The sequence below is a fragment of the Leptolyngbya sp. GGD genome, assembly GCF_026735145.1.
GTDB lineage: Bacteria > Cyanobacteriota > Cyanobacteriia > Leptolyngbyales > Leptolyngbyaceae > Leptolyngbya > Leptolyngbya boryana.
In genome coordinates this window covers 159,354-186,328 of the sequence record NZ_JAPQKE010000007.1, presented here as the reverse complement: position 1 = coordinate 186,328, position 26,975 = coordinate 159,354, and the positions used below count along the sequence as shown (strand labels likewise).

Sequence of the window (26,975 nt, the reverse complement as noted above, 5' to 3'; positions counted from 1 at the left end):
AAAAGATGAGAATGAGCAACTATTTTTCAACCAAGCGCATCACATGACCATCTGGATCGCGAACCAGTAATCCTCGTTTAAACCCCAAAGTCTGCTCTGGGATCGTTACAACATTGGAAGAAACAAGCTGAGATCGCTTTAGTTGTTGCGCGATCGCTTTCACATCCTTCACAACCAAAGTTGTTTGCCAACTGAGTAAATCATTGGGTCGAGCATCCATAGGAAGTGATCGACCATCACGCGGCTCCAAGTATTCTAAAAATTCAATTCCCACTCCAGTCGGCGCTCTTAATCCACTAATATGCAATCTCGCTCCTTCCACATTGTTCAGATGTGCTTGCTCTGTTCCATAGTTCATACTTTCTCCTACTACTTTTAGACCAAGCAGATCTCGATAGAAGCTCAAACTATTTGCAGTATTAGAAACAACGATCGCAGTATGATCAATCCCTAGAAATAGCTGATTTGTAGACTTTTGCCATTTCGGATTGCCCTTTCCTGGAGGGAAGTAAATGAGTTCTAGATTGTGACCATCCGGGTCTTTGAAATAGAAGGCACGAATTCCGGCCGCCGCTTTGTTCCAATCTGGAATTCGTTGAGGAGCAGTAGAAGTGTGTTGAACTTTATATTTTCGTAGGTGCTGATATGCTTTATCAATGTCGTTTACTACGATCGCAATGTGTTGAAACCAGCGATCATGACTCCGGGAATCGATTGGAATAGGTTTACCTTTGGGTGTGAGGTACTCTGTAAGTTCAAGCACTTCATCGCCCAGTTGCATTTTGACGACTCGCATCCGAATCCCGAATAGCCCTTGGAGTTGCTCATAGTTTGAACCCAGAACTTCTACATCCGAAATTTTCTGAAAGGGCAAAACTTGAGAATAGAATGAGATAGCTTTATCCATATCAGAAACTGTTATTCCAACAGATTCGACTGCTAGCACAGGTTGCTGAGATTGAGCAGCACTTTGAACAGCCTGAGATGCTACTTGTGGATAAGCTTGCTGATAAGGAGAAATTGCGATCGCAAACACTGTAAAACAAGCAAGCAGCGTGTATCGAATTCTTCTATGAATTGTAATCTTCATGATTCAAATCAAGATATTGAACTTACTGAGCAAGTCGAATTCCTGAAAACTGCCAGCGAGCTGACGCTGGAAAGAAATTACGATAGCTAGGACGAATGTGGCTCTGAGGCGTAACACATGAGCCACCTCGTAGCACCATCTGATTGCACATAAATTTCCCGTTATACTCCCCAACAGCTCCCTTTGCAGGCTGAAATCCTGGATAAGCAAGATAAGCGCTCTGTGTCCACTCCCACACATCACCAAATATCTGATCAGGTCGAGTCATGCCTTTCGTTCCAGAGGGATGCAATCGCCCACTCTCTAAAAAATTTCCTTGTATTGCAACCTGTCTTGCTGCAATTTCCCATTCTGCTTCAGTGGGTAGTCTTTTCCCTGCCCAACGTGCATAAGCATCTGCTTCGTAAAAGCTCACATGACACACAGGCTCATTGCTGTCTAGAGGACGCAATCCTGCAAGTGTCATGATCCACCAAGTTCTATCCATCTGTTCCCAATATAAAGGCGCAGACCATCGCTCTGCTTGCACAGTCGCCCAACCATCAGAAAGCCACAATTCTGGCCGATTGTATCCACCTGCTTGGATAAACTCTAGATACTCTCCATTTGTAACTAATCGATCGGCTAGCTCATAGTCTTGTAGATACACCGAATGACGTGGAAACTCATTATCAAACGCAAAGGATTCGTCTTTATGTCCGATCGTATAAAGCCCCCCGCAGCAACTCAACCAACCCATTTTTGAAGCAATAGATATAGGCAAAGAAAGGTCTGATCGATAAGCTGGACGCAGTGGATTGAGTGCTAGATTGTATTTAATATCCGTGAGCAGCAGTTCTTGATGTTGCTGCTCATGATGTAAGCCTAGTAGAATCAAAGATTCCAAAGGTACTTCTGCACATTCTTGCAAAAATAATCCCATTGCTTGATCCACATAAGCACGATAACGATAAATCTCTTCGACTGTTGGACGAGAGAGCAATCCTCTTTGAGGTCGCGGGTGACGACTTCCCACTGCTTCGTAGTAAGAATTGAACAAATAGTTAAACTGGGGATGAAACACTTCATAACCTGGCAAATATGGAACCAGTAGAAAAGTTTCAAAAAACCAAGTGGTATGTGCTAAGTGCCATTTTGGAGGACTGACATCGGGCATCGCTTGCACGATGTAGTCTTCGATCGCTAAAGGTTGACAGATCTGTTCACTGACTCGACGTACAGACTGATAGCGATCGAGGAGCGCGGTTTGAGGTTTAAGTTGAGAAAGCATAAGAGATTCAGATGTCTGGTAGTTGATCGCTCAATTTCTGAGCTTTGAATCCGCATCTAAAAATGCAGCGTTTGTGATTTTGGTGATGAAGTTTGGCACAACAAACGGCCTGCTGTCCCTTGATTCGCACATAGATCTCAGAAGCTAAAAACATCCCAAGAATCGGTGCGGTTAAGTAAACCCAAATCGCAGTCCAATTGTTTGCCGGAATTGCAGAAGCAATGGTTCGAGCAGGGTTCATACTCATCCCGGATAATGGAGCCTCGATTATGATATAGGTCGCCACCAAAGCTCCTGCAAAGAGTCCTGTCCATCGTGCGAGTCGTGCCGTATTCGACACTGTGAGAACAGTCATCATCAAACCAAAAGAAATGACCAATTCAGCAAAAAATGCAATGATTGCTCCTAGAGTTCCTGGAGTTGTCACAATGTAGTCAACTGAGGGATCTGAGAGCACGTTTCCCAATAGTTTTGCTGCAATTAAAATTCCGAGTGATCCACCTATCAATTGAGCAATGACATAGCAAAATGCATCTTTCGGCTTCACTTTACCTAAGTGGAGAAACGTTAACGTCACCGCAGGATTGTAATGTGCGCCTGATTGCTTTCCCCAGGGAGAATAGATCAGCGAAATTGCTGTCAGTCCCATGCCAATTCCGATCAGCGATCGCTGAAGTAACGAATTGATCTGAGAGATCGGTGAACTAGGATGTACGACTGCTGCTGTAATCACCGCAGCAGCAACCATGAAAATTCCTAATCCTGCTGCTTCCATCAAATATTCAGGATAGTGACGACGAATTGTATTGATCATGGTGAGGCTCTCTAAGTGCTGCCTGAGTGCTATCGAATTCTCTGCAATTCACGATCGCTGTGGCGACCACCCTTCACTGCCCGCAGAGATTCCCCCAATGACCAAACTGCACCGCCCAAGAGCAAGATATCTTTGAGTAAAAATTGCCCCGGTACAACTGATAAAGCCGGAAATCCGAGTGTCGGTTCCCAACCTGGTGTAGAAAATAAAAAGCTCAAGGTTAACAAGCAAGTAACCACTGCCATCCCACTGCCAACGACAGAAGCAATCGGAAACCACGATCGCAATGCCATCAAGACCGCAGTTGCAACTTCAATCACACCAATCAGATTAGAAACCCCCTGAACACTGATAACGCGATACATCCAACTCATGAATGGACTATGTTCTACAAGTGGCTTAATTGCATTCGCTTCGTAAGGTGTAAACTTCATCAAGCCGATCCAAAACAGAATCAGCACAATTCCATACCGCATCAAAGCAAGCCCAATGAGTTCTAGAAGTCGGCTAACTGCTTTTCGATCGTGTGTCGTTGCCATTTTTAATTCTCCTTATTTATCTCAATCGATCAATCAAGTGATCTCCTACCCGCAAGGCATTCGCAATGATTGTCAGAGTTGGATTGACCGCAGCACTAGCCGGAAAGAAGCTACCATCGACAACATACAAATTGTCCACGTCATGAGTTCGACAGTTGATATCCAGCACAGAGGTTTGTGAATCTTCTCCATAGCGGCAAGTTCCACATTGATGCGCGACTCCTTGAAGTGAGATTTTTTTACGGAAGTAGACCGAACAAGGTAAGAAGCGATCGCCACAATCAATCGATTTCAAAACTTCTGTCCAGCGATGTAATAATCGATCGAATGCAACCGTGTTATTGTCTTTGTAGCTCAGATGAATCTTGTCTCCTTTCACCTGTACACGATTGTTCGGATCGGGTAAATCTTCTGCTGTGAGCCACCAATCTACAGAATGACTGGCAAGCGATGCGAAGACTTCACGATCTTGAAATGAAACTCCAGCAATCTTCGGAGAATCCAGTGCAATCATGTCAGCATTGACCTTGCCGAGCAGTTGAACATGCCCCATCGGATAGTCAAATCCTGCTTCTCCCCAGTAAAAATCATTCACAGCTAGGGTTTTCTGAAATTGAGTTGGATTTGGCTTTTTCGTCAATCCAACGATCGCACCGTTCTGATGCCTCATAAAATTCCGTCCAACCTGATCAGAACTATTCGCTAATCCAGTTGGGTGTTGATCATTCGCAGATCGTAGTAGCAGAGCCGCAGAGTTAATTGCACCACAAGAGACAACAACAATATCTGCAGAAAACATCTGGATTTGACCTGCAACATCGACCTCAACAGCTGTGACTTCTCGACCCGATGGACTTGTATGCAGACGGAGTACTTTTGCTGAAGTAAGTAAGGTTAAATTCTCAGCCCGATCGATCGCAGGACGTACACAATTGATCTCTGCATCTGCTTTCGCATTGACTAAACAAGGAAACCCATCGCAAGTATCACAACGAATGCAAGAACTCAAATGGCGATTTGCTTCATTGAGTTTAATGGCTAGCGGAAGATAGAACGGGTGCAATCCTTTTGCTTGTAGCGCATCATGAATCTCTTGAATTCGCGGCTCGTGTTGAATGGCTGGAAAAGGATAGTCTTGACTTGCCTGTGGCTCGGTTGGGTCTAGTCCATGCTGTCCATGCACTTCATAGAGTGCTTCTGCCTGAGTGTAGTAAGGTTCAAAATCGCGATACTTTAGAGGAGATTCTAGCGAAATGCCTCCTTGATGTTGAACTTGGTCAAAATCACGATCGCGCCACCGAAACAGCGCTCCACCGTAGACTTTTGTATTGCCCCCGACAAAGTAACCTGTTCCAGGATGTAAGGCTTGCCCGTCTTGATCTCGCCAAACTTCTTTAGTGTGATAGCGATCGTGGTGAAAAACCTCGATCGTATCCCAGTTCTGCTTTTCTCTCGGTAGAAACGAGCCTCGTTCCAGCACTAAGATCTTTTTCCCGGTTGGAGCAAGACGATGTGCAAGTGTGCCTCCGCCTGCTCCTGTACCGATGATAATGACATCATAATGAGCTTGAGTTGTCATAGTTCTTACCTTATTTTAACCGTGAGTTCATCCTCTAACTGAGTCACCTGCCATCGCGTCTGTTCACCTTCCTGGTAGAAATGCAAAGAAACAATCGCATCTCCCACTCTCAATTGCTTCACCGTTAAATCTGGCAATTAATCTGTTGAGTTTATTCCTCCATTGCATTCAATGGGTTTTGCCGTCCGTATCGCAATACTGTTGACATCCACACCAATTCATCTAAAAAGCGATCGAGCCGACGAATCTGAGTCGCTTCATCAATCAAATGACCCATTTCATCAAACAAAGATTGAACATTACTAAAATTTAGATCATAGAAAGTTGTCACTAATCCAAGCTCACGCATCACAGGCAGCAGGTTCTGAATCACCCTTGTTCCACCAAATGCACCTGCTGAAACTCCGCACAATCCTACAGCCTTGTGAATGTATTCCTTGAGGCAAGTATCCAATACATGTTTCAACAAACCCGGATAGCCGTGGTTATATTCTGGAACAACAATGATCAATCCATCAGCACGTTCCATCGTGGCGGAGAACTGAGAATTTTTGATTGATTCACCTGCATCATCAACTGCGATCGCAATCGTGCGAATATCAATTAACTCAGTCTCAACTCCGTCTCTCGCAGCAACTTGCTCTACCACAAATCGAGCGACCAATTCGCTCTGACGACCTTGTCGAGATGTTCCTAAAATTACGGGAATAAATAACACTTTGCTCATACTACTGCTCCTGATAGTTCCAAAGCAGTCCACCATCGACCACAAATGTGCTACCCGTAATGTAGTTTGCGTCTTCAGATGCCAAGAATGCGACCAAAGACGCAACATCTTGAGGTTGCCCTAACCGTCCTAATGGAATGTTGTTCAGCAATGCCTGTAATTTTTCAGGATTGTTCAAAAGCTGTGTGTTGATCGGAGTCTCGATCGCACCAGGAGCCACGTTGTTAATCGTAATTCCAAGCGCACCTAGCTCAACTGCTAGATTACGAGTCATCATTCTCATTCCGCCTTTACTAGCACAATAAGCTGTAAAGTTGGGAAAGGGCAATTCTTCATGGACAGAGCTAATGTTGATGACTTTCCCAGGACGGTTTGTTTCGATTAAATGCTGCACAAAAGTTTGCGTAGCAAAGAAAACGCCTTTCAAGTTAACATTCATCACCGCATCATACTCTGCTTCCGTAACTTCCCAGAAGGGAGCATGTTTCTCAATTCCAGCATTGTTGACCAAAATATCTAGCTTGCCAAAATGCCCAATGCTCTCAGTAATCAATTCTCGCACCATGTCAACATTACCGAGATCAGCTTGAATTGAATACGCTTGTGAGTGCGGACATTCCGCAAGATAGCACTTTCCTCCGATCGTATTAACTTTTTCTAGCGTTTCTTGAGCGCCTTCTGGATGAGATCGGTAGTTGATCACCACATCTGCTCCTATTGCTGCTAAATGTAGAACAATTTCTTGCCCAATCCCTTGACTGCTGCCTGTAACTAAAGCAACTTTTCCATCAAGTCGCATATCTTACTTCCTCAATCAACAATGTCATTCATTGTGACTGAGAGAAGAAGCTGAAAGATGAGTTCTATCTAAGAACTTCAGCTTAAATTGCTAACATTTTAATGAAACAATTCTTAGGTGATTTTCAGCAGATTCTCATATTGCAAGGCTTCACATTCAGTCTCCAAGCCACGGTAGTGTCAGAGTAAATTTGTATCCCGATTATCTAGATCGCTAAATCGTTGTAAAATACCGATGCACCTGGCTTCTCGCTCAAATTCGGCATAATCCAAGATGCAAGAACCGATTCCTCGATCCAGACAGTCAAGATTCCCCTGTGCTGCAATCCAGGGAAAAATTATACTGGCGTATCATCACCCTTTGTAGAGCAATAATTGCAGGATTTACCTCTACATATCGTCGAGAACGATCGCGTAAATAGTTCTCATACTCACTCTCAATCATTGCGATATCTTGTGCTAAAAATCTCATAAATAGACGGTTGCGAATCACACGTTCTAGCACAGGTTGTAATAGGGCAATGAGCCATTTTGGGAGGCGAACGTTAACAAACAGAAGTGAGAATGAACGACTTTCGTGTTGAGAGATCGGCGATCGCATCAGATAGAGGTAAGACAAATCTTGCAGAGAATTGATGTAGTTAGGATATTGATAATTTACTGAAATCGTTCGAGTGATCACTTTAGAAGTATCATTTAATCCTAAAAATCTTGCGATCGCTCCTCGATATGACACCCGATAATCGGCTCGGACAGAAGCTTCTGCTTCTTCCAACTTGAGCAATACGGGATCAAACCATCCCTGTAGATTTCGATGCAGATATCCGTGAAAAACATCCATCGTATTTTCATTGCAAATCGTGTAGTGAGCATTAAAATGTGCGCTCACTGGAATCATTAACCAGTTGGGATTTGCATATTGCGGAATGTCTAGGAGAGGAATCTGATCTGCTTGGGCTGGATCGCCTGGAAAAACAAAAATAATACCGTACTGTTCTCGAACAGGAAAAGTTCTCAAACAAGCAGTCGGCAACTTCTGATCAATTGGAAAATATGGAATGTGAGTGCATTGTCCATTTTGAAATTTCCAGCCATGATAAGGACAAACAATCGCATCTCTCTGAACAACACCCCGATGCAATGCTACTCCTTTATGTGGGCAACGATTTTCTACCGCTCTCACAATGTTTTGATCATCACAATAGATAGCAAGCTCTTGATTCCAGAGTGTGATTGCAAGGATTTGCAAAGGCTTGATCTCATGTGCCCAGGCTACAGCATACCAGTAGTTGGGGTTGATGCCAATCTCGCGCACTTGCCCTTTGAGTCTGTGTTCTGACAGTGCAGGTGTAAGCTCTATCATGCTCTTGTTAAGAATACGATTGTTTGTCTGTGGTAGTCAGGTCGTCTATCAGGACTATCCTGCAATAAAATCTAATGCAATTCCGTTGATGCAATAGCGTTTACCTGTAGGTCGAGGCCCGTCTTGAAATACATGCCCCAGATGCCCACCACAGCGACGACAATGAACTTCTGTGCGAGCAATAGAAATCGTATAATCAGGTGATGTCGCGATCGCATTTGCAATCGGCGTGTGAAAACTGGGCCACCCTGTTCCACTATTGAATTTTGTTTCTGAAGTAAAGAGCGGAAGTTTACAGGCAGCACAGACATAGCTTCCCTTGCTGTACTGTTTGTCAAGTGGGCTTGTTCCTGCTCGTTCTGTGCCATGCTTGCGGAGGACATAAAACTGCTCTGGTGTTAGCAGATTGCGCCACTCTGTTTCAGTTTTGATGATTTCAAATGAACGTTCTGGCATATTTTTTGGATTCTGGCGGAGGGTATGGGATACCCAAACGGTTCCTGCAAGCGCTAAACCTGCTTGCACAAAATATCGTCTCTTCATCGTTCGGTCGTTCGGGGATTCGTACATTGAACTATTCAGGACTGAGAAACTTCTGAAGTGAAGGTTTAAATTCGATAAAGCTTGCCTGAGAAAACAATGAGAATAAATATTTGAGCGTAAAAAGCGGCGACAGAGTTCAGATTAATTAGAGCTTCTCAGCTTGTTTTCAGAATTCTTTCAGATATAGCTCAGGCTTATATTCTATGCTCAATTCCTAGTGATAGCAGCTTATTGTTTACCGCTATGGCGCATATTCTTTTAGTCGAAGATGAAGTTGCACTTGCACAATTTATTTCACTTGAGCTAAGTAATGAAGGATATCAGGTCAGTACAGCCCACGATGGGATGACTGGACTTGCTATTGCACGGCAATCTCTGCCAGATCTTGCCATTCTGGATTGGATGCTACCGGGACTCTCTGGGATAGAACTTTGCCGCCGATTGAGAACCACAGGAATCAAGATTCCAATCATCATGATGACAGCAAAAAATGAAGTAGAAGACCGAGTTGATGGACTAGATGCTGGAGCAGATGATTATATTACAAAGCCGTTTAGTGTAGAAGAACTGTTCGCACGAATTCGTGCTCATCTTCGCCGAACTCAAGAAGTGTATGAAAATATCTTGCAAGTAGGTGAGCTAAAATTGGATCGACTGACTCATCAAGTGTTACGGGGAGATCGCTTAATCGATTTAACGGTCAAAGAATTTGATCTTCTCGCTTACTTAATGCAGAATCCTCAACAGGTTTTTACGAAAGAGCAGATTTTGGAAAACGTCTGGGGATACAATTTTGGCGGGGATTCAAACGTGATTGAAGTCTACATTCGGTACTTGCGATTAAAACTCGAGCAGCAAGGTGAAACACGCATCATTCATACCGTACGTGGAGTGGGCTATGTTATCCGAGAATCATAATCAATCCTCTTTGCTCAACTTCGTAGCATGGGTAACGTAACAATGAAGGTCGTACCTATGCCGGGTTCAGAATCAAGGGAAAGCGTTCCACCCATTTTCTCAACTAAAATTTTGACGATCGCCAGTCCTAATCCGGTTCCTCCTGTGGCTCGACTGCGTGACGGATCAATGCGATGAAAAGGTTCAAAGATCAGAACTTGATCAGACTGGGGAATTCCTTCGCCATGATCGCTCACCTGAATGACAGCACAACCATTCTCTTGAGTTAACTGGATCACAATTGGTAAATTGGGTTGAGAATATCGAATCGCATTCTCAATCAGGTGATCTAGCACTTGCATGAGGTGATCCCGACGTGCTTGAACGCGAATCGGAATCGGCGAAATTTCAAGCTGAATATTCGGATGATCAAACTTACCCCGCATATTTGCGATATTGCGCACAAACTCATTGAGAATCAGAGGCTCTTGAGGAAGCGAAACATCTAAGCTCTCTGCTCTTGCAAGATCGATCAGGTCTTGTAGAATCAAGGTCATTCGCTCTGCTTCTTCGGTTACCATTTTCAGGCTCTCTTCCTGACTGGGAGACATAGGAATACGCTTGACGGTGCGCTGAAGGTATCCATAAATCACACTGAGAGGAGATCGCAGCTCATGAGCAACATTGCTAATAAATTGCCGCTGCTGCTGCTTGATGGCGGCTTTCTGACTGAGCGTCTCGCTCCATGCTTGAGCAACGACTCGAATCTCGCTTGGCATTGCTCTAGTTGTAAAGGGATTGGATTGGGAATTTGTTGCTGTGGTCTGTATCCAGTGCTGCAATTGATTGACGGGACGCAACAAGAGCCAGGTTACTGCTAAAGTTGCGATCGTCATTCCAATCATCACAATCAAGCTCAGGTTGACCAACTGACTAGAGATCGTCAGAAATTGTGCTTCAGTCAACTGATCGGAGTACATCATCAGTACAGTCTGAATGCTCCAATGACTCAATTGCTGATAGATAACAATCGCGATCGCACAAATTCCAATTACAGTGACAGCAAGCCGAAACTGCAATGAAGCGAAATCAAATCTTTTCCGCCTGTTCTGCCCATTTGAAACCTGCCCTAGCCGATTCATTAACTTTACTCATATGTAGAGGGAGTTCGTTTTAGATTAGAGAGTGTTTGAAAAGTTGATTACCTCATCCGTCCCGACTTGCAAATCCAGGTCTAACTGTGCGAAGTCTGTTGCAATAAACCGAAGAAATAATGATAGTCGGCTTCTAATTCTTTCAGTAGACTTCGTTCTACGAGCACCAGACTGGAAGATGGCAACCAGAGCGAAGAGATTTCTGAGACTTTTCAAACATCTTCTTAAATTGAAATTCTAAAAATATATTTTTATTGATCTCACAGTCCTCCAAACCACTCGTATCCTTGATCTTCCCAATATCCTTTTTGAGGCATCAGTTGCGCTGTGAGGATAATTTGAGTCACCCATTTACTTTGCTTGTATCCTAACTTGACCGGAGAAGCTAAACGTAAAGGAGCACCATGCTCGACTGAGAGCAGGTTTCCATTATGCTGATATGCCATCAAGGTTTGAGGATGCATTGCTGAGGCAAAATCCCAACTTTCGTAGTAGCCATCAGCCGACTTAAAGTAAACATAGCGGGCGTTCAATTTTGGTTGTGCTAGTTTCAACAAATCCTGAAGCTTCACTCCGCCCCATTGGACAATTGCAGCCCATCCTTCTACACAGACATGCTGAATCACCATTGAGGTAAAAGGTAATGACTGGAGATTAGCAAGGCTCAACCGCATCGGATGGTTTACTTCCCCTGAAATTTCTAATCGATATTGGGCTGGATCGATTTTTGGCGTTTGATCAAAAGTATTAATCAGTAATTTATCGGGTTCAACTTGACGGATAGAAAATTCAGGCACAGGCTTTTGGCTGAGCAGCAAAGATTGTGTCGCTTGGTTCAAAGGTTCAATGACCTGTCCGATTTCTTGTGTCCCAAAATTTGAACCGCAACTGCTGAGCAATAAACCTGCTCCGGATAATCCAGACCAGTGGAGTAATTGACGACGAGAAATCGGTTTAGACATCGTTCGATCACTCCTAGATAAACATCGATTTCACAAGCCGAATTGTGCCAACTTTGAGTGCCAAAATTGAATGCACAGCCGTGAATACAACAACAATTGGAACAGTAATAAAATGAATTGTTCGCAGTGTTTGCCAATTGATAAATAAACTGTACAAACCGTGAAACTGAGCAGGCTTATACATCGCTAAACCCGATGCGATCGACAAAATGAGAATGGGAACGATCGCAGTGTAAACTACTCGATGCAGCGCATAATTTTTACGTTTTGCATTTTGACTAACGCGCAGTGCTTTAACATCACTACTGCTAGCATATCGACGCTGCCAACGGCGAGACAAACCGACATAGATTCCGTATCCCAAAAGATTGAGTGAGTAAATCCACATCGCTGCAAAATGCCAATTCCGGCCCCCTGCTAGCCATCCACCTAGCGTCAAAAAACTAGGAAAATGCCACCCGCCTCGTCCCCCAAACACCGGATTCGCGTTATAGATCTGTAATCCACTGAACAGCATAATGAACAGGCTAATCAAATTTGTCCAGTGGAATATCTTAGCGAGTAAAGCTTGAGAAGGAGTCGGAGGAGATTTTTGGCGTTTTACAGCATCCATGATCGCAGTGCCTCACAGTGAAGTTTTCGGGAAAAATGGTGCGAGCCAGAGTTGAACTTGCACATCCCAACCTAGTAAGATTGCGATCGCACTCAAAATCACAATGCTTCCACCAATTTTTTGCAAGGTCATACTCTGCGATCGTAAGTTCAACAAGTGCTGAGTCAACTTTCGCCCACCATAAGCAATCATCAGCAAGGGTAGAGCAGCTCCCAATCCATATGCCAACAACAACCAAAAGGCACTCATGGCTTGATGTTGTACAGCCGCCAACACTAAAATCCCGCCGAGTACGGGACCAGCACAAGGTGTCCACAACAATCCTAACTGAGTCCCCAACCAAAATTCGCCCCACAATCCAATGCGTGGGGAATTCTGAACCCATTTCAGATTGGGGAAATAGCTCAAAAGAGTATAGCTCCAGCTTGGGCATAGGGTGAGAAGTCCAAGCCCTAATAAGATTGCGATCGCAGTGTATCTCAAGAAGTTCGCAATTCCTGTTAGCCAGCTTGTACTGATTCCCAGTAAACTTCCAGCTACAGCGAATCCTCCAACTAAACCGAAAATTAGAGCAATTGGACCATAGCGATGAGATTGCAGCGATCGACCAATAAGCACTGGAAGAATTGGCAATATGCAAGGAGAGAGGATCGTGAGGATCCCTGCCAAAATTGCAATCTGAATAGAAAGGGTCGATGGATTCATAACACTCTCTCTTTAAGGAGGGTTTGAATCATCTGCTCGGTCGTGTCATATGCACCTTCGCCGATATGGTCGTACCGCATTAACCCACGTCGATCAGCTAAAAACAGATGAGGCCAGTACTCATTTTGATAAGCTTTCCAGGTTTTGTACTCATTATCAACTGGAACTGGATAGGTAATTTGATGCTTTTCGATAGCTTTCCGAATATTGTTAGGCTCACGCTCAAATGCGAATTCTGGGGTATGAATCCCAATGACTTTTAAGCCTTGTGCTGCATACTGGCGATGCCATCGAGTAATGTATGGGAGAGTTCGTTGGCAATTGATACAGGCAAATGTCCAGAATTGAATCAGAACCACATTGCCCTTGAGATCTGCGATCGAGAGTGGAGTTGAATTTAGCCACTGCTGAATTCCCTGGAAGTCGGGTAATGGATTGCCAGATGCTTGCACACTGACAAGATCTTGCTTGGGATCTAGGATGGGTTGTGCAATGAAAGATTGCTTATCTTGGCTAGGCTTGAGTTTTAGGGCAGTAGCTCCAGCACCGACCACACCCAATCCTAAGTAAAGAAGAAGCTGACGACGCTGACGGAAAATTCTGCCCATAAAACTTACCAAAAGTGAGAATTGATCGCCCTGATAACACTATGGCTTTGTCGCATCACCATCTTTCTTCATGGCATCACCATCTTTCTTCATGGCATCGCCTTGTTTCATCGCATCACCTTGTTTCATCGCATCACCCTGTTTCATCGCATCACCATCTTTCTTCATCGCATCACCCTGTTTCATCGCATCACCATCCTTCTTCATGGCATCACCATCTTTCTTCATGGCATCGCCTTGTTTCATGGCATCAGGCTGAACTGGGTTAGTTGTAGCGGGCTTTTGACTATTGGGAATGGAGCAAGCGACAAGCATACCCACTGAAGCTAGAATAATCAGAGAAGCAATTGTTTTCATGGTTTTCACTACCCATATGATATAAGTTCTAAACTGTGCTATTCACTCGAATGGCACACACTCAAGCACCTGCTACTCTTTGGAGTATGGGGGACTAAACTAAGCTGTGCATGAATATAGCCCTAAAATTTGCTGAGTTTAGTCTGAGAATTGGCTGAGAATAGAGGACTTATTCTCAATATAATCTCGCCATAGTTGTGCAAGGTCTTGTGCTTTCTGTTGTTTTTCTGAAACAACTTGGTAGATTCGTCGAGGACGACCGCGTTTTGCTGGCTTCTTCCAATAGCTTACGACCATTCCTTCACGTTCTAGAAATCGTATTGAACTCTGTAAGATTGTGTCAGACAGTCGGTAGCCTACATGGTCATTCCTAAGTTTCTGGACAAGCTCAGCCCCGTAAGATTCCCCTTTTGACAGTAACACTGACAGCACATAGCAAACTGTTAGCTCCTGATTGAGAAAGATGACTGGCGGAGCCTGAAAAAATTGATAAATATCTTGAAAGGTCAGGGATTGCTGAGTGTTTGACATTTGGAGATCAATACGAATGTTACTGCTTAAGTACTGTTGTTGCTGCATTACTTTGGCGATTAGCAGAATGAGTCGCGGTGCTGCTGTAAATCTCTGTGATTGAATCAAGTAATTTTAAGGCTTCAGGATACGATCGCTGAAATGAATTTCGCCCAATGATCGAACCAAATCCATTTCCTGCATAAATAGCATGAATTTCATCGAGTAAGGCACGATCGCTGTCGAACGCACCACCCGAGAAAATCACAATGCGCCGTCCGTTAAACGTGCATTGCACCACATGCCTGACTCGCTCTTCCAGCGTTGTAATAGGAATGTTTTGTGCTTGATAGATTTTACGCGCTTCATCTTGCTCGATATGCTCTGAAGGGAGCTTAACTTTAATAATGTGTGCGCCAAGTTGAGCCGCAATATGAGCAGCGTAGGCAGTCACATCGATCGCAGTTTCTCCAGCCTTACTCAGTCCTGCTCCACGCGGATAAGACCAGATAATAACAACTAAGCCGTAGCGCTTTGCTTCTTCAGCTAAAGCACGGATTTGTCCATACATCTCTAAACGATGAGATGAGCCTGGGTAAATAGTAAATCCGATTCCAACACAGCCCAATCTCAAGGCATCTTGAACACTGCCTGTTATGGCTTGATCAGGATCAGTTTCATTCAGAAGCAAATCGTGATCGTTGACTTTGAGAATCAATGGAATTTGACCCGCAAATTCGCGCGCACCTGCTTCTAAAAAACCAAGGGGTGCAGCATAAGCATTACAGCCAGAATCGATCGCGAGCTGAAAATGATAAAGCGGATCATAAGCAGGTGGATTGAGCGCAAAGCTGCGAGCAGGTCCATGTTCAAAGCCCTGATCAACAGGTAAAATTACGAGTCTCCCTGTCCCTGTAAGCTTACCGTGATTGAGCAAACGAGCGAGATTGGTTAGTGTTCCAGGATTGTCACTACCATACCAACTCAGAATCTCTTGGATGCGTTGAGTCATTGGAAGTTCCTTAGTAGGTTTGAGGTATTACAGTCTACGCTGGCAGCATTTGTTCGTAAAGTGTCAGAGTTGCCTTGCTGCCAATGATTAACGGCGATCGCTGATGAATTGATAGAGGTTGAAGCTCTAAAACACGCTTTGTCTCGGTTATTGCCATTCCCCCAGCTTGTTCGACAATAAAAGCAAGAGGCGCACATTCGTAGAGCAGCCGGAGTTTGCCATCAGGATAGTCAGGAGTTGATGGATAGAGATACACCCCGCCCTCAATCAAGCTCCGATGGACATCTGCAACGAGCGCACCGCTATATCTTAATGAGGTATGTTGCTGATTGAGATGAACAATGAGTTTCTGAATGTGAGGTTGCCATTCTTGGGCATAGCTGAGATTTGCGCTGTAGTATTTACTTTCACTTGGGCATTGAAGGTTCAGGTGAGAGAGTAAAAATTCGCCCAAGCTTGTATCGAGTGTAAATCCATTGACCCCATGACCACAGGTGCAAACCAAAACTGTACTCGTACCATAAAGAATATAGCCTGCTGCAACCATCTCTGTGCCTGAGCGCAAAATATCTTGCTCTACGCTACAGCATCCATTGTAAGTTTTGCGCTGATAAACACCAAAAATGGTTCCCAAGGCTCCACTACTATCGATATTAGAGGAGCCATCCAGCGGATCAATACACAGAACATAAGGCGTATGATTGCGACAATCCATAAATTTTGCCATTTCAAGCTCTTCAGAAGCTAGAGCCGCTACTAGCCCTGTGTTTGAGAAGGCTTCAATGATAGTTTGATTGCTGAAAACATCGAGTTTTTTTTGAGCGTCCCCGGTTGCATTCTTATCTCCGACTAACCCTAGCTGTCCAACCAAGGCGGCACGGCTAATTTCACGAGTTAGAATCTTTGCAGTATAACCGATCTGGCTGATTAGAATCGAGAGTTCTACTGGAATATTGAAGGCTTTTTGCTGCTGCCAAAGATATCGATCGAGGGTCATTGCTTGTGTAATCATGTCCCTATCTCCCACCAATGTCGCTGATCCTGTTGCAGTAGAGCGTCTGATTCCTGTGGTCCCCAGCTGCCTGCTGTGTAGTTCGGGAAATTGCGTGGGGGCAATGATTGCCACACATCCAGGACTGGTGTGATCACATCCCAACTAATTTCAACCGTATCAGCACGCTGAAAGAGTGTTGCATCTCCAATCATGCAATCATAAAGTAAAGTTTCATAGCCCGTACTTGGAGAGGTTCCAAAATGCTTGGCATAGCAAAAATCCATTTCAACCGCACCCGTTTTCATCACAGGTCCAGGAACTTTAGCACCAAATTGGACATGAATCCCTTCATTCGGTTGAATTCTAAGTCGAATTAGGTTAGGTGTAGGTTGTTCCATTGATGTTTGGCGAAAAAATACTTGAGGAACTTGCTTGAACTGAATCACGATCTCGCTAACTCTATCCGACATTGCTTTCCCTGTGCGAAGATAGAAAGGGACTCCTGTCCAACGCCAGTTATCAATGAATAATTTCAGAGCAACAAACGTTTCGGTGACTGAATCTGAAGCAACTTTAGGGTCGTCCTGATAAGCAGTTAGGGGTTTGTTTTGCACAGTTCCTGCTTTGTACTGACCTCGGACAGTATCGGTAAGAACTTGCTCTGGTTGAAGTGGGCGAATCGATCGCAGAAGCTTGGTTTTCTCATCTCGGACTGCATCTGCTTCAAAAGAAATTGGTGGTTCCATTGCAATCATTGCGAGTAACTGAAAGAGATGGTTTTGAACCATGTCTCGCAATGCCCCTGTCACATCATAGTAACCCCCTCGATTCTCAACTCCAACTTGTTCAGCTACGGTAATTTGTACATGATCGATGTAGCGATGATTCCACAGCGGATCAAATAAGCCATTACCGAACCGAAAGACGAGAATGTTTTGAACCGTTTCTTTGCCTAGATAGTGATCAATGCGATAAATTTGATGCTCTTTTAGAGCCTTGCTCAAAGTTTGGTTGAGCACGCGGGCTGAGATGAGATCATGCCCGAATGGTTTCTCGAGAATTGCACGTCGCCATTGACCTGCTGTTTCGTCAACAAGTCCTAAGGAGTGGAGTTGCCAGATAATTTCGCAGAAAAACTCAGGAGCAGTCGCAAGATAATAGAGATAGTTACCCTGAGTATGATGGGTGTGGTCAATTTGATCTAGGAGTTGTTGCAGTCGATCGTAGGTTTCAGCCTGCTTGAATTCGCCTGAGAGATAGTAGAGTCGCTTGCATAACCAATCTCGCTGCTCAGATTCAAGGTAAGGAGCAAGCTCCTGCATTGCAGAATTCATCGCTTGACGGAATTCTTCATGATTCATGGAAGCGCGCGAGACTCCAACGATCGCAAAGTTTTCCGGTAGTAGATGACCCTTTGCTAAATTCCCCAAAGCAGGAATAAGCTTGCGTTTGGTCAAGTCTCCGGCGGCTCCAAAAATGACAATCGTACAAGACGGAATAGATGGAGGAGATTTCGTCATGGCGATAGCTCCACAACTGGCTCAACATGCCCTCCAAACTGCTGACGCATAGCAGACAGCATCTTTTCAGCAAAGGTATGATCTTGTCTGGAGCGAAATCGAGCATACAATGCAGCAGACAAAACTTCTGCTGGAACGGCAGATTCGATCGCTGCCATAATCGTCCAACGTCCCTCTCCAGAGTCTTGGACATACCCAGTGTAATTAGAGAGCGATGGATTTTCAGTTAATGCGATCGCAGCAAGATCTAACAGCCACGATCCCACCACACTGCCGCGTCTCCAAACCTCTGCAATCTCAGAAACATTGAAATCATAGCTATGAGATTCAGAGATTTCTGGAGAATTTGCATTTCGTAGAATGTCAAAACCTTCGGCATAAGATTGCATCAAGGCATATTCAATGCCGTTGTGAACCATTTTTACAAAATGTCCTGCTCCATGCGAACCGCAATGTAAATACCCTAACTCTGCTGTAGAATTTAGCTGCGCTTGTCCAGGAGTCCGAGGAATACTACCGATTCCAGGTGCAAGAGATGCAAAAATTGGATCGAGCTTCTGAACGATAGAGGTTTCTCCACCAATCATCAGGCAGTAGCCTCGCTCTAGCCCCCAAATGCCGCCACTTGTGCCAACATCAATATAGTGAATACTACGATCGTGAAGCCATTTTGCTCGACGCACATCATCCTTGTAGTAAGAGTTGCCTCCATCAATGATGATGTCTCCAGGAGACAACCTTGCGGCGACCTCTAAAAGGCTTTCTTCAGTCACAATGCCTGATGGCAACATCAACCAGATCACGCGCGGAGCTGCTAATTGCTCAACGAATTCGTCAAGCGTATTTGCTCTTTTCGCCCCTTCAGTAACAAGCTGCTTCACTTTGTCCAAACTGCGATTAAACACCACACATTCATGACCATGTTTGAGCAAGCGGCGGACAATATTTGCGCCCATGCGTCCCAGCCCGAAAACACCAATTTGCATTCTGTTCTCCTATCAAAGACTTCAATATCAACTAAATTAATGCGATACGTACTGCGGTCTGTAAAAGCTCTAAATCTGCCTGTGTATTCTGGCTCAGATGCAACCTAAGTAATCGACGATTGCGTTCTGCTAAAACCTGAAAATCACCCTGTGCTTGAGCTGCTTTGACGACTCCAAAGCTATAGTTCTGTCCAGGAATGTCAAGATCATTCTCAGGCTCGTTCGTAATTTGTAGAAATACCCCTGTATTTGGGCCACCCTTGTAGACTTGCCCTGTGGAATGGAGAAATCTTGGTCCAAAGCCTAGACAAGTTGCGACTTGTTTAGCATCCCGAATTGCATGGCGAATCGCTTGCAAACACTCGTAATACACAGGATTCATTTCGATGTAAGCCAAGAGCGCAAAATAATCTCCAGGTTTCAGCCGATTCAAATGCGATCGCAAATAGCTTGTTAAAGAGTTCTCGATCGCTGCTTTTGCGAAGGCATCCTTGTCATGTGGAGCCGAATATATCTGAATTTCTAGTTGCGTAGTGAGCGGCTCTGCTGTAGAAAGAATCCTAGTTTTTTCATAGTCTAGCATGAGCTGCTTTGTTGCAATTTTACTCGCTTCTACATCAGGCTGGTCAAAAGGATTGATCTCTAGAATTGCTCCTGCTACTGCGGTTGCGATTTCCCATCGGAAAAATTCTTGTCCTAAATGCTCAGGAGTCGCGACTGCGATTCTGACCACTGGAAATCCTGATTGTTCTAAAAGAGCGATCGCAGCATCTTGAGCTAAATTGGGTGCAGATTCCAAGCGAATGTAGATGAATAATCGATCTCTACCATACTTTTCAGGTGTAGAGAGTGCCTCTTGATCGATTGGAATGATTCCTTTCCCAATCTTGCCGGTTGATTCTGCTAGAAGTTGCTCTAACCAAGCCCCCAAACTTGCAATGCCGGGAGAGGTCGTCAAAGTAACTTTATCGTATCCTTGATTAGCAAGCACCCCTAAAATTGTTCCAAGAACGACACCTGGATTATCTTCAGCAGGAACAGAAGGCGCACAAGAATGTACCATTTCTTCCGTTAGGCGTAAAAATCTTGCAATATCGACTCCCATGAGTGCAGCAGGAACCATACCAAAGTTAGATAGCACAGAATAGCGTCCACCAATGCAAGGTAATCCCAGGAATGTTTGATAGAAGCGATCGTTGATTGCAATCTGCTGAAGTTGAGAACTAGGATCAGTAATGGCAATGAACTGTTGTCCTGCTGCTTCTACTCCAACAATTTGTTGCACTCGGTCGAAAAAATACTGCTTGAAAATATGAGGTTCCAAAGTACTGCCAGATTTACTAGAGACAATAAACAGTGTTCGCGGCAGGTTAATTCTGCTTTCAATTGCTCGAATTTGGGCAGGATCAGTCGAGTCGAGTATATGCAATTCTGGGAAGTTTGGAGTCTTGCCAAATGTCTGCTTCATCACTTCAGGACCAAGAGAAGAACCGCCCATTCCCAACAGTACAACATGGGTAAAATCGCGCGATCGCACAGCCTGAACAACTTGCTTCAGAGGATCCAGATGAGCCAGTTGATCATCTGTAATTCCAAGCCAGCCGAGCCAGTAATTTTCATCCGTATCTGTCCAGAGTGACGCGTCTTGCGCCCACAAACGGCGAATTTTTCCACTCTGCCGCCATTCAAATAGATGCATTTGAATCGCTTCATTAAGTGCAGAAGGCAGACGATAGGTCATGCGATCAATTTGATCTCCTAGTATCGTCTCGCGCTTTCGAGCGACAGCACTAAGAAGTGCATCAAATGCGTCTTGAAAAAGCTTTATGCCTTGCTGGAGCAGATGATCTGCAATTTGTGAGAGTGAGATTCCCACTTGTTCTAACTTCAATAAAACAGCTTCTGCTGCTTCAATCTGTTCTGGCAGACTCAAGCGAGGCTGCCCATGATCTAGAAATGCTGCCAATGTGACAGGTGGTACTGTATTGACTGTATCTGCTCCGATCAGCTCTTCAACATAGACCACATCTCGATAATGTGGATTTTTACTGCCTGTACTGGCCCACAGCAGTCTTTGAGGATGAGCGCCTTTCTCTGCTAGTTTTTGCCAGCGAGGACTAGTGTACAACTGCTGATACTTGCGATAAGTCAATTTTGCATTCGCGATCGCGCTTTTTCCTAATAGACCTCTTAGGAAATTGCAGGTATGAGAATCTGAATTCGCGCTGAGTTGAGCATTGAGTAATCCATCGATCGCGGTATCGATTCGACTAATAAAAAAGCTGGCAACACTCGCAACCTGGCTGACATTTCCTCCTTGCGCTGCAAATCTCTCTAATCCTGCCAGATAAGCATCAGCGACTTTTTCATAAGCCGATTGAGAAAATAGCAAGGTTACGTTAACATTTATGCCATTCCCAATCAGTGCTTCGATCGCAGCAATTCCCTCAGGAGTCGCCGGAACTTTGATCATCAAATTAGGACGTGCAACCGCTTGCCATAGTCGATGTGCTTCTGCAATTGTTTCAGCAGTCTTGTCAGCAAGATAGGGAGAAACTTCCAAGCTCACGTAGCCATCTTGCTTTTGAGTACGAATGTAGGTTGGAAGTAAAATATCAGCCGCCGCTTGAATGTCAGCAATCGCAAGTTCTTCGTAGATTGATAATGCATCGCGATCCTGAACCTGTTCGAGCACATTCAAAACTTGATCATAATCAGTGCTTCCAGCGATCGCCGTTTGAAAGATAGCAGGATTAGAAGTCACACCCTGAACTTTACCAGAATCGACTAATTCTTGAAGTTCGCCACTGTTAATGAGACTGCGACGAATGTAATCTAGCCAAATCGATTGCCCATAGTAATGTAGAGACTGGAGCGAGGTGATGGGCTGATTGTCAGACTGTACGAGAGAGCGAGTCATACTTAAAATTCCTCTTAGCTTAGATCAATAAGCGAACAATGATTGTTTGAATTAGCCTGAAGTATTGTTTCCTTGAGGTATCGTGTGGCCCCTATCAAACCAACATAGGGATTTAAGACGATGTGGATAGGAATTTGCTCTAGTAGTGCACTCACTCTGCCTTTTGCAAGAAATGCTTTAAGGAAAGTTCCCTCATGCAAGAGGGGCAAAATCTTAGCGGCAATCCCCCCTGCAATATAGATACCTCCATATGGCAAAAGCTTTAGCGCCAAATTTCCTGCTTCTGCACCATAGGCTTTGACAAATATCTGTAATGCTTTCTCTGCTAACGGGTCTTGTGCATTCAGCGCTGCTTCAGTAATCTTAGAGGTTAAGTCGATATCTTCTTCAGGGAGAAGTTGGTCTAGCCCAGTGTGATATCGCAGAAATTGATAGATTGCTAAAATTCCATTTCCAGAAACGACCTGTTCAACAGAAACATGCTGAGTTGGAGATCGCTTGAGTAGATATTGCAACATTTGACATTCTAGTTCAGTTTGTGGAGCAAAGTCTGCATGTCCACCTTCTGAAGCATAGACTTGACGGTTGCTCCTAGTATGATGGAGCAAAAAGCCTTCTCCTAAGCCAGTACCTGCACCAATGACTGCAATTGGTGCGCAAGGTCTTGATTGCCCGACTTGAATCGTAGATAAATCAGCCTGAGTAAGCTCAAGTAATCCATAGCTGACGGCTTCAAAATCGTTTATCAAAGCAATATTTGGAATGCCCGTTTCTTGAGTCAGGCGAGACACTTCTAAAATCCAGCCGAGGTTTGTGAGATGTGACGTATTGTTGATCACAGGTCCTGCGATCGCAAAACAAGCTGCATCCGCTCTGACCAGTCGATTCAGCTTTGCGATCGCTTCTGCTGAGAATTTGGAAATCACTTCAGTCAAATCTGAAAAATCTCGACTGCGATATCGACCTTCACATAAAATTTGGGACGATTGTGAAGTAACTTCTGAGAAGCGCAGAATTGTCTTTGTCCCTCCGATATCTCCGGTTAGGATGATCACGGCATTTACCTCGAATAAAAGCTGGATAGCTTGATTTGATCTCGATAGAGTTCAGGAAACTGCTTCTCAAGTCGTTTAAGCTTGGGCAAATCATGAACTACGACATAGGGATAGTTCGGATTGTGCTGGACGAAATCCTGATGATAAGTTTCAGCCGCATAGAATTTCTGCAAAGGCACAACTTGCGTCACAATCGGTTTTTGAAAGCGCTGTGCTTGATCAAGTTGCCGAATGTAAGCCTGTGCAACCTGTTGCTGCTCATGAGTTGTGAAAAAGATTGCGGATCGGTATTGAGATCCACGATCGGGCAATTGCTGGTTCAGTTGAGTCGGATCATGTGCGACAGCAAAGTAAACTTTCAGCAGTTGACCATAGGAGATTTGAGTCGGATCGTAGGTGATGTTTACAACCTCTGCGTGTTGCGTTTTACCTAAACTAACTTGGCTGTAAGTTGCAGTTTCAGCACTTCCTCCTGAATAACCAGACACGACCTGAGAAACTCCCTTTAACTGCTCAAAGATTGCTTCTATTCCCCAGAAGCATCCACCTGCTAGCACGATCGTCTGCTGATTAAGGTTGCTTGGAACAGCAATGTCGATCTCTGGATCAGGAAGTGCAACAAAGTTGGTGTCGGATGGAAGACTTGAATTGAAAGACGGCGTTCGGAGCGTTATTCGGCTACTGAGTGAGATCGCGATCGCGGCAAGCAACACGACAGAGGAAGCAAGTATTAAAGGGCGAATCCACGAAAGCGGTTGATATCTCATATCATTAACATTCTCTGTCAGGTATGTTCGGGACAGTGTTTATCTTGCACGACTTGCCTGAGAATTAGATGAATATGACCTGATAATTTCTACAGATTTTCCTGAGATGTTTCAATCTACTTTCAGGTTATTTCTTACGCTATTCTGCCACCAAAAATCAGTAAAAAATATGCTTTACAAATGAAATTGATCGTCTACTATTATATTGGTCTGTTCAACGGTAATGTCCTCAGACAGCGCTTACTCGAAAGTTTCAAAATTGCACTATAGTCACTCTAAAACAGACTGCAAGAACTGAGAAGTTAGAGGTAAGAGAGTAGGACTTTTCTCTGTGACATTGGAGTTAGAGATCGAATATTGGAAATCCCATTGGAACATAGAAAACTAGGAGAGAATGTATGTCAAATTTTTGGCGAAACTGGATGACCGTCTGGTGCATCGGAATCGGTTTATTTGGAGTCACTTTAGCAGCAGGTGCTTTAGAAGCAACTAGCGAACCGACTCGGATCGTATTTCAACTGCTGAATGGTCCTGGAGAACTCAATCTTGATTCACATATGCGCTTTAGTTTAGCAGTACTCGGAGCCGTGTCAATCGGTTGGAGCATCACTTTGTTTGCCGCAATACAAGCCGTAAACCAACTTGACAAAGCTGCGAGCAAGCCAATCTGGATATTAGTCATCGTTTCAGTGTTGACCTGGGCAGCGATCGACACCGCTTTATCGATCGCCACAGGGTTCTGGCGCAATGCGATTCCTAACCTTGTATATGTGCTGACTTTTTTATTGCCAGTGTCGCAGAGCGGTGTACTGAAAGACTGAAAAAACTGTACAAAAGCAGTAGTGTAGATTACACGACTGTTTGCTATGTTAAATCGATTTGAGCAAGCACTATGAACAACCGATTTTCATTTGTTGGGGGTAAGCAGGGCGGATGGCGCGTTACTGGAATGCAAGGAATGATCGGGAACAGCTTAGCTCTTGTTGAACGGATCAATGTTGTAAACGATGCCATTACAGAACTTCCCTTAGAGAGCGTGTGGGTGCTACAAAGCTTTACTAGCAATGTCCGGTATGCAAAGCGCGATGAGCTTACTATGCTTCAAGCGGTACAGCCCGGATTGAATCGAGCAGAAGCTGCGATCGCAGTACTCATTCCCATTAAAAAATCGGCTCAGTGGTGGGAAATGGCACAGGATGAACGACGTGCCATTTTCGAGGAAGAATCTCATCACACAGCAGTTGGATTGGAGTATCTTCCGGGGGTTGCTCGTCGGTTAATGCACTGCCGAGACTTAGGAGAACCGTTTGATTTTTTAACTTGGTTTGAGTTCGCGCCAGAACATACTCAGGCATTTGATGAGTTACTGGTGCGGATGCGGGTAAGCAAAGAATGGGAGTATGTAGAACGCGAAGTTGAAATTCGTCTAGAACGTGATCTGGAGTGAAATGGAAGCAGAGATTAAGATCGCGACGATCGCGGATTTAGAAATTTTGCTGCCACTGGTTCAAGAGTTTCACGCAGTTGCAGATTTGCATCTTGCAGACTATCAAAGAGAGAATTCCGTCAAGATGCTGCTTACACATGCGGAACTTGGCGGAATTTGGTTGATTTGTTGTAGAAGTCAAGTTGTCGGTTACATTGCACTCTGTACTAGTTATAGTGTTGAATTTGGCGGAAAAGATGCCTTTATTGATGAGTTTTATATTAAACCTCTTTTTCAAGGTAAAGGACTTGGCAAACAGGCCTTAGAGCAAATCAAAACGATTGCAAAAGCGCTTGGTATTTATGCAATTCACCTTGAAGTCTTGAAATCGAATCTGAGCGCTCAGAAGCTCTATAATCAGTCAAAATTTGAGAATCGCGAGCAATATGTTTTGATGTCAGTTAGCTTGTAGCCAATTCATAGGTTCATCGGGAGATACACACTTACTTTGGTTCCTGATACAGATGATTCAATTATTAGTTCCCCTCCATGTGCTGCGATAATTCGCTTTGAAATTGCTAGTCCTAGTCCTGTTCCAGAAGGCTTTGTCGAGCAAAATGGAGTTCCAATTTGAGACAATAGCTCTGGTGAAATCGGAGCGCCACCGTTGTGAATCTCAATGCAAATCGAATTTACATTGATGCCTGGACGAATTGAGCAATCGACGGCTTCCTGAGGAGCGATCGCTTCAAATGCGTTCCGAAATAAATTCAAGAATACTTGCTTTAACTTATCAAGGTCTGCCATCACTGCAACTTCTGGAAGGCTATTAGTATATTTGATTCGGCGGTCAACTGCTTCGGGTACATCTTGAACCTGAAGCAGAAATTCATCTAGAAACAGACTGAGATTGAGTCTTGAGAGTTTTAAAACTTGCGGCTTTGCGTAATACAGAATGTCATTGAGAAGATGCTTCAGTCGTTCAGATTCCTTTAAAGCAAGGTTAAGCCGCTGTTGGTCAGAATCAGGCTGCAATACTTTTTGAGCGTATCTCAAGCCCAGTTCGATCGTAGTCAGTGGATTTCGCACTTCATGGACAATCATTGTTGTAAACTCACCAATCGCGGCTAACCGTTCTTGCTCAATCAGTTGACCTTGCGATCGCTTCAAGTCAATTGAGCAAGCTGCTGCCTCTTGAGAAAGTTGATGATTAACTTGTAGCTGATGTTGATAGAGCCAAAAATTCTCGATCGCGGTTGCTGCTCGCTCAGCAAATAATTCAACCATCTTTACTTCAGCTTCTGTAAATGAGCGGGGGTGACATAAAAACGAGCAAATCGTGCCAATTGCTGCTTGGTTTCTCATTTTTAGCGGCACTCCCAGATAGGCGTGATACTCACTTGCAAGATTGTGATCCCGCATATTTTGGCGGTTTTCGATGACCAGAGATCGCACGGATTGAACCACTTCTGCTGCCAGGGTGCGATGAACGCTGAAGCTAGCACTTTCCCGCCGCATCTCAAGATTGCTTGCAATGATTTGCCCGGTCTCCCCTTGGCAAAGCGTCACGATCGTCCAATCCGACTGAATCAATCGACTCACGCTCCGTGAAATTTCAGTTAAATAGGCAGCCAAATCGCCCGATCGATAATTTAACGTCGTCAAATACTCCATTTCTAATTCGGGAGAGACAGTAGGCATAAAACTAGCAGAATTCACGGGTGGCTGAGACTTAGACATCATCTGTTACCTCAATTTGAATAGAG

28 protein-coding genes are annotated in these 26,975 nt (G+C 44.3%); 4 read left to right on the top strand and 24 right to left on the bottom strand.

What is annotated here, in order from left to right:
* Nucleotides 1-19: 19 nt before the first annotated feature.
* The 9 genes from OU814_RS25405 to msrB all read right to left on the bottom strand — a co-directional run bounded on the left by OU814_RS25405 (nt 20) and on the right by msrB (nt 8,723).
* Nucleotides 20-1,090 (bottom strand): VOC family protein, encoded by a 1,071-nt coding sequence (locus OU814_RS25405; protein ID WP_268242503.1) that lies wholly within the window; start codon nt 1,088-1,090, stop codon nt 20-22.
* A 22-nt stretch (nt 1,091-1,112) separates the two neighbouring features.
* Complete coding sequence (gene egtB, locus OU814_RS25400; RefSeq protein WP_268242502.1) at nt 1,113-2,360, bottom strand: ergothioneine biosynthesis protein EgtB; 1,248 nt, start codon at nt 2,358-2,360, stop codon at nt 1,113-1,115.
* Between the two features lie 7 nt (nt 2,361-2,367).
* Nucleotides 2,368-3,174, bottom strand: a complete 807-nt coding sequence (locus tag OU814_RS25395; RefSeq protein WP_268242501.1) for an MIP/aquaporin family protein — start codon at nt 3,172-3,174, stop codon at nt 2,368-2,370.
* 29 nt (nt 3,175-3,203) lie between these two features.
* Nucleotides 3,204-3,713, bottom strand: coding sequence for a YkgB family protein (locus OU814_RS25390; RefSeq protein ID WP_268242500.1), 510 nt, complete (start codon nt 3,711-3,713; stop codon nt 3,204-3,206).
* Between the two features lie 16 nt (nt 3,714-3,729).
* Nucleotides 3,730-5,292, bottom strand: a complete 1,563-nt coding sequence (locus OU814_RS25385) for a GMC oxidoreductase (RefSeq protein WP_268242499.1) — start codon at nt 5,290-5,292, stop codon at nt 3,730-3,732.
* Between the two features lie 151 nt (nt 5,293-5,443).
* The gene (locus tag OU814_RS25380; protein WP_268242498.1) at nt 5,444-6,019 is read right to left on the bottom strand and encodes an NADPH-dependent FMN reductase; all 576 of its coding nucleotides are present in this window, start codon (nt 6,017-6,019) and stop codon (nt 5,444-5,446) included.
* Between the two features lies 1 nt (nt 6,020).
* Nucleotides 6,021-6,818, bottom strand: coding sequence for an SDR family NAD(P)-dependent oxidoreductase (locus OU814_RS25375; RefSeq protein WP_268242497.1), 798 nt, complete (start codon nt 6,816-6,818; stop codon nt 6,021-6,023).
* Between the two features lie 303 nt (nt 6,819-7,121).
* Nucleotides 7,122-8,180, bottom strand: a complete 1,059-nt coding sequence (locus tag OU814_RS25370; RefSeq protein ID WP_017285560.1) for an aromatic ring-hydroxylating dioxygenase subunit alpha — start codon at nt 8,178-8,180, stop codon at nt 7,122-7,124.
* A gap of 54 nt (nt 8,181-8,234) precedes the next feature.
* Nucleotides 8,235-8,723 carry a peptide-methionine (R)-S-oxide reductase MsrB gene (msrB, locus tag OU814_RS25365; RefSeq protein WP_026148316.1) on the bottom strand — a complete coding sequence of 163 codons (489 nt, stop codon included), beginning with the start codon at nt 8,721-8,723 and terminating at the stop codon, nt 8,235-8,237.
* Between the two features lie 243 nt (nt 8,724-8,966).
* On the opposite strand from msrB, the gene OU814_RS25360 reads away from it, so the two are divergent.
* Nucleotides 8,967-9,641: a response regulator transcription factor gene (locus OU814_RS25360; RefSeq protein ID WP_017285558.1), complete on the top strand. Its 675-nt coding sequence runs from the start codon at nt 8,967-8,969 to the stop codon at nt 9,639-9,641.
* A 14-nt stretch (nt 9,642-9,655) separates the two neighbouring features.
* Here OU814_RS25360 and OU814_RS25355 read toward each other — a convergent pair whose 3' ends face one another.
* The 14 genes from OU814_RS25355 to msrA form a co-directional block, all read right to left on the bottom strand.
* On the bottom strand, nt 9,656-10,762 hold the full coding sequence (locus tag OU814_RS25355; protein ID WP_268242496.1) for a sensor histidine kinase: 1,107 nt from the start codon (nt 10,760-10,762) through the stop codon (nt 9,656-9,658).
* A 272-nt stretch (nt 10,763-11,034) separates the two neighbouring features.
* Complete coding sequence (locus tag OU814_RS25350) at nt 11,035-11,736, bottom strand: molybdopterin-dependent oxidoreductase (protein WP_268242495.1); 702 nt, start codon at nt 11,734-11,736, stop codon at nt 11,035-11,037.
* Nucleotides 11,737-11,749: 13 nt separating this feature from the next.
* A complete protein-coding gene (locus OU814_RS25345; protein WP_268242494.1) occupies nt 11,750-12,349 on the bottom strand; it encodes a cytochrome b/b6 domain-containing protein in 600 nt (199 codons plus the stop codon).
* A gap of 12 nt (nt 12,350-12,361) precedes the next feature.
* On the bottom strand, nt 12,362-13,054 hold the full coding sequence (locus OU814_RS25340) for a cytochrome c biogenesis CcdA family protein (protein ID WP_268242493.1): 693 nt from the start codon (nt 13,052-13,054) through the stop codon (nt 12,362-12,364).
* Nucleotides 13,051-13,662, bottom strand: a complete 612-nt coding sequence (locus OU814_RS25335) for a thioredoxin family protein (RefSeq protein WP_268242492.1) — start codon at nt 13,660-13,662, stop codon at nt 13,051-13,053. Before OU814_RS25335 ends, OU814_RS25340 begins: the two co-directional genes overlap by 4 nt.
* A gap of 39 nt (nt 13,663-13,701) precedes the next feature.
* The gene (locus OU814_RS25330; protein WP_268242491.1) at nt 13,702-14,019 is read right to left on the bottom strand and encodes a hypothetical protein; all 318 of its coding nucleotides are present in this window, start codon (nt 14,017-14,019) and stop codon (nt 13,702-13,704) included.
* A 138-nt stretch (nt 14,020-14,157) separates the two neighbouring features.
* Nucleotides 14,158-14,550 carry a PadR family transcriptional regulator gene (locus OU814_RS25325; protein WP_268242490.1) on the bottom strand — a complete coding sequence of 131 codons (393 nt, stop codon included), beginning with the start codon at nt 14,548-14,550 and terminating at the stop codon, nt 14,158-14,160.
* Nucleotides 14,551-14,569: 19 nt separating this feature from the next.
* Nucleotides 14,570-15,541: a class I fructose-bisphosphate aldolase gene (locus tag OU814_RS25320; RefSeq protein ID WP_268242489.1), complete on the bottom strand. Its 972-nt coding sequence runs from the start codon at nt 15,539-15,541 to the stop codon at nt 14,570-14,572.
* A gap of 34 nt (nt 15,542-15,575) precedes the next feature.
* On the bottom strand, nt 15,576-16,553 hold the full coding sequence (fbp, locus tag OU814_RS25315; RefSeq protein WP_268242488.1) for a class 1 fructose-bisphosphatase: 978 nt from the start codon (nt 16,551-16,553) through the stop codon (nt 15,576-15,578).
* Entirely contained in the window at nt 16,550-18,055 is a 1,506-nt protein-coding gene (zwf, locus tag OU814_RS25310) for a glucose-6-phosphate dehydrogenase (RefSeq protein ID WP_268242487.1), read from the bottom strand. The genes fbp and zwf overlap by 4 nt, the downstream gene beginning before the upstream one ends.
* On the bottom strand, nt 18,052-19,041 hold the full coding sequence (gene gnd / locus OU814_RS25305) for a phosphogluconate dehydrogenase (NAD(+)-dependent, decarboxylating) (RefSeq protein WP_017285547.1): 990 nt from the start codon (nt 19,039-19,041) through the stop codon (nt 18,052-18,054). The genes zwf and gnd overlap by 4 nt, the downstream gene beginning before the upstream one ends.
* 31 nt (nt 19,042-19,072) lie before the next feature.
* Nucleotides 19,073-21,961: a bifunctional transaldolase/phosoglucose isomerase gene (locus OU814_RS25300; protein WP_268242486.1), complete on the bottom strand. Its 2,889-nt coding sequence runs from the start codon at nt 21,959-21,961 to the stop codon at nt 19,073-19,075.
* 14 nt (nt 21,962-21,975) lie between these two features.
* The gene (locus tag OU814_RS25295; protein ID WP_268242485.1) at nt 21,976-23,016 is read right to left on the bottom strand and encodes a glucokinase; all 1,041 of its coding nucleotides are present in this window, start codon (nt 23,014-23,016) and stop codon (nt 21,976-21,978) included.
* 5 nt (nt 23,017-23,021) lie between these two features.
* A complete protein-coding gene (gene msrA / locus OU814_RS25290; protein ID WP_268242484.1) occupies nt 23,022-23,783 on the bottom strand; it encodes a peptide-methionine (S)-S-oxide reductase MsrA in 762 nt (253 codons plus the stop codon).
* Between the two features lie 398 nt (nt 23,784-24,181).
* Between msrA and OU814_RS25285 the strand changes: the two genes are divergently transcribed.
* From OU814_RS25285 to OU814_RS25275, 3 genes are all read left to right on the top strand, one after another.
* Nucleotides 24,182-24,604, top strand: a complete 423-nt coding sequence (locus OU814_RS25285) for a hypothetical protein (RefSeq protein ID WP_268242483.1) — start codon at nt 24,182-24,184, stop codon at nt 24,602-24,604.
* 71 nt (nt 24,605-24,675) lie between these two features.
* The gene (locus tag OU814_RS25280) at nt 24,676-25,230 is read left to right on the top strand and encodes a chlorite dismutase family protein (protein ID WP_268242482.1); all 555 of its coding nucleotides are present in this window, start codon (nt 24,676-24,678) and stop codon (nt 25,228-25,230) included.
* Nucleotide 25,231: 1 nt separating this feature from the next.
* A complete protein-coding gene (locus tag OU814_RS25275) occupies nt 25,232-25,681 on the top strand; it encodes a GNAT family N-acetyltransferase (protein ID WP_268242481.1) in 450 nt (149 codons plus the stop codon).
* A 5-nt stretch (nt 25,682-25,686) separates the two neighbouring features.
* On the opposite strand, the gene OU814_RS25270 is transcribed toward OU814_RS25275, so the two are convergent.
* Nucleotides 25,687-26,949 carry a GAF domain-containing sensor histidine kinase gene (locus OU814_RS25270; RefSeq protein ID WP_268242480.1) on the bottom strand — a complete coding sequence of 421 codons (1,263 nt, stop codon included), beginning with the start codon at nt 26,947-26,949 and terminating at the stop codon, nt 25,687-25,689.
* Between the last annotated feature and the right edge of the window lie 26 nt (nt 26,950-26,975).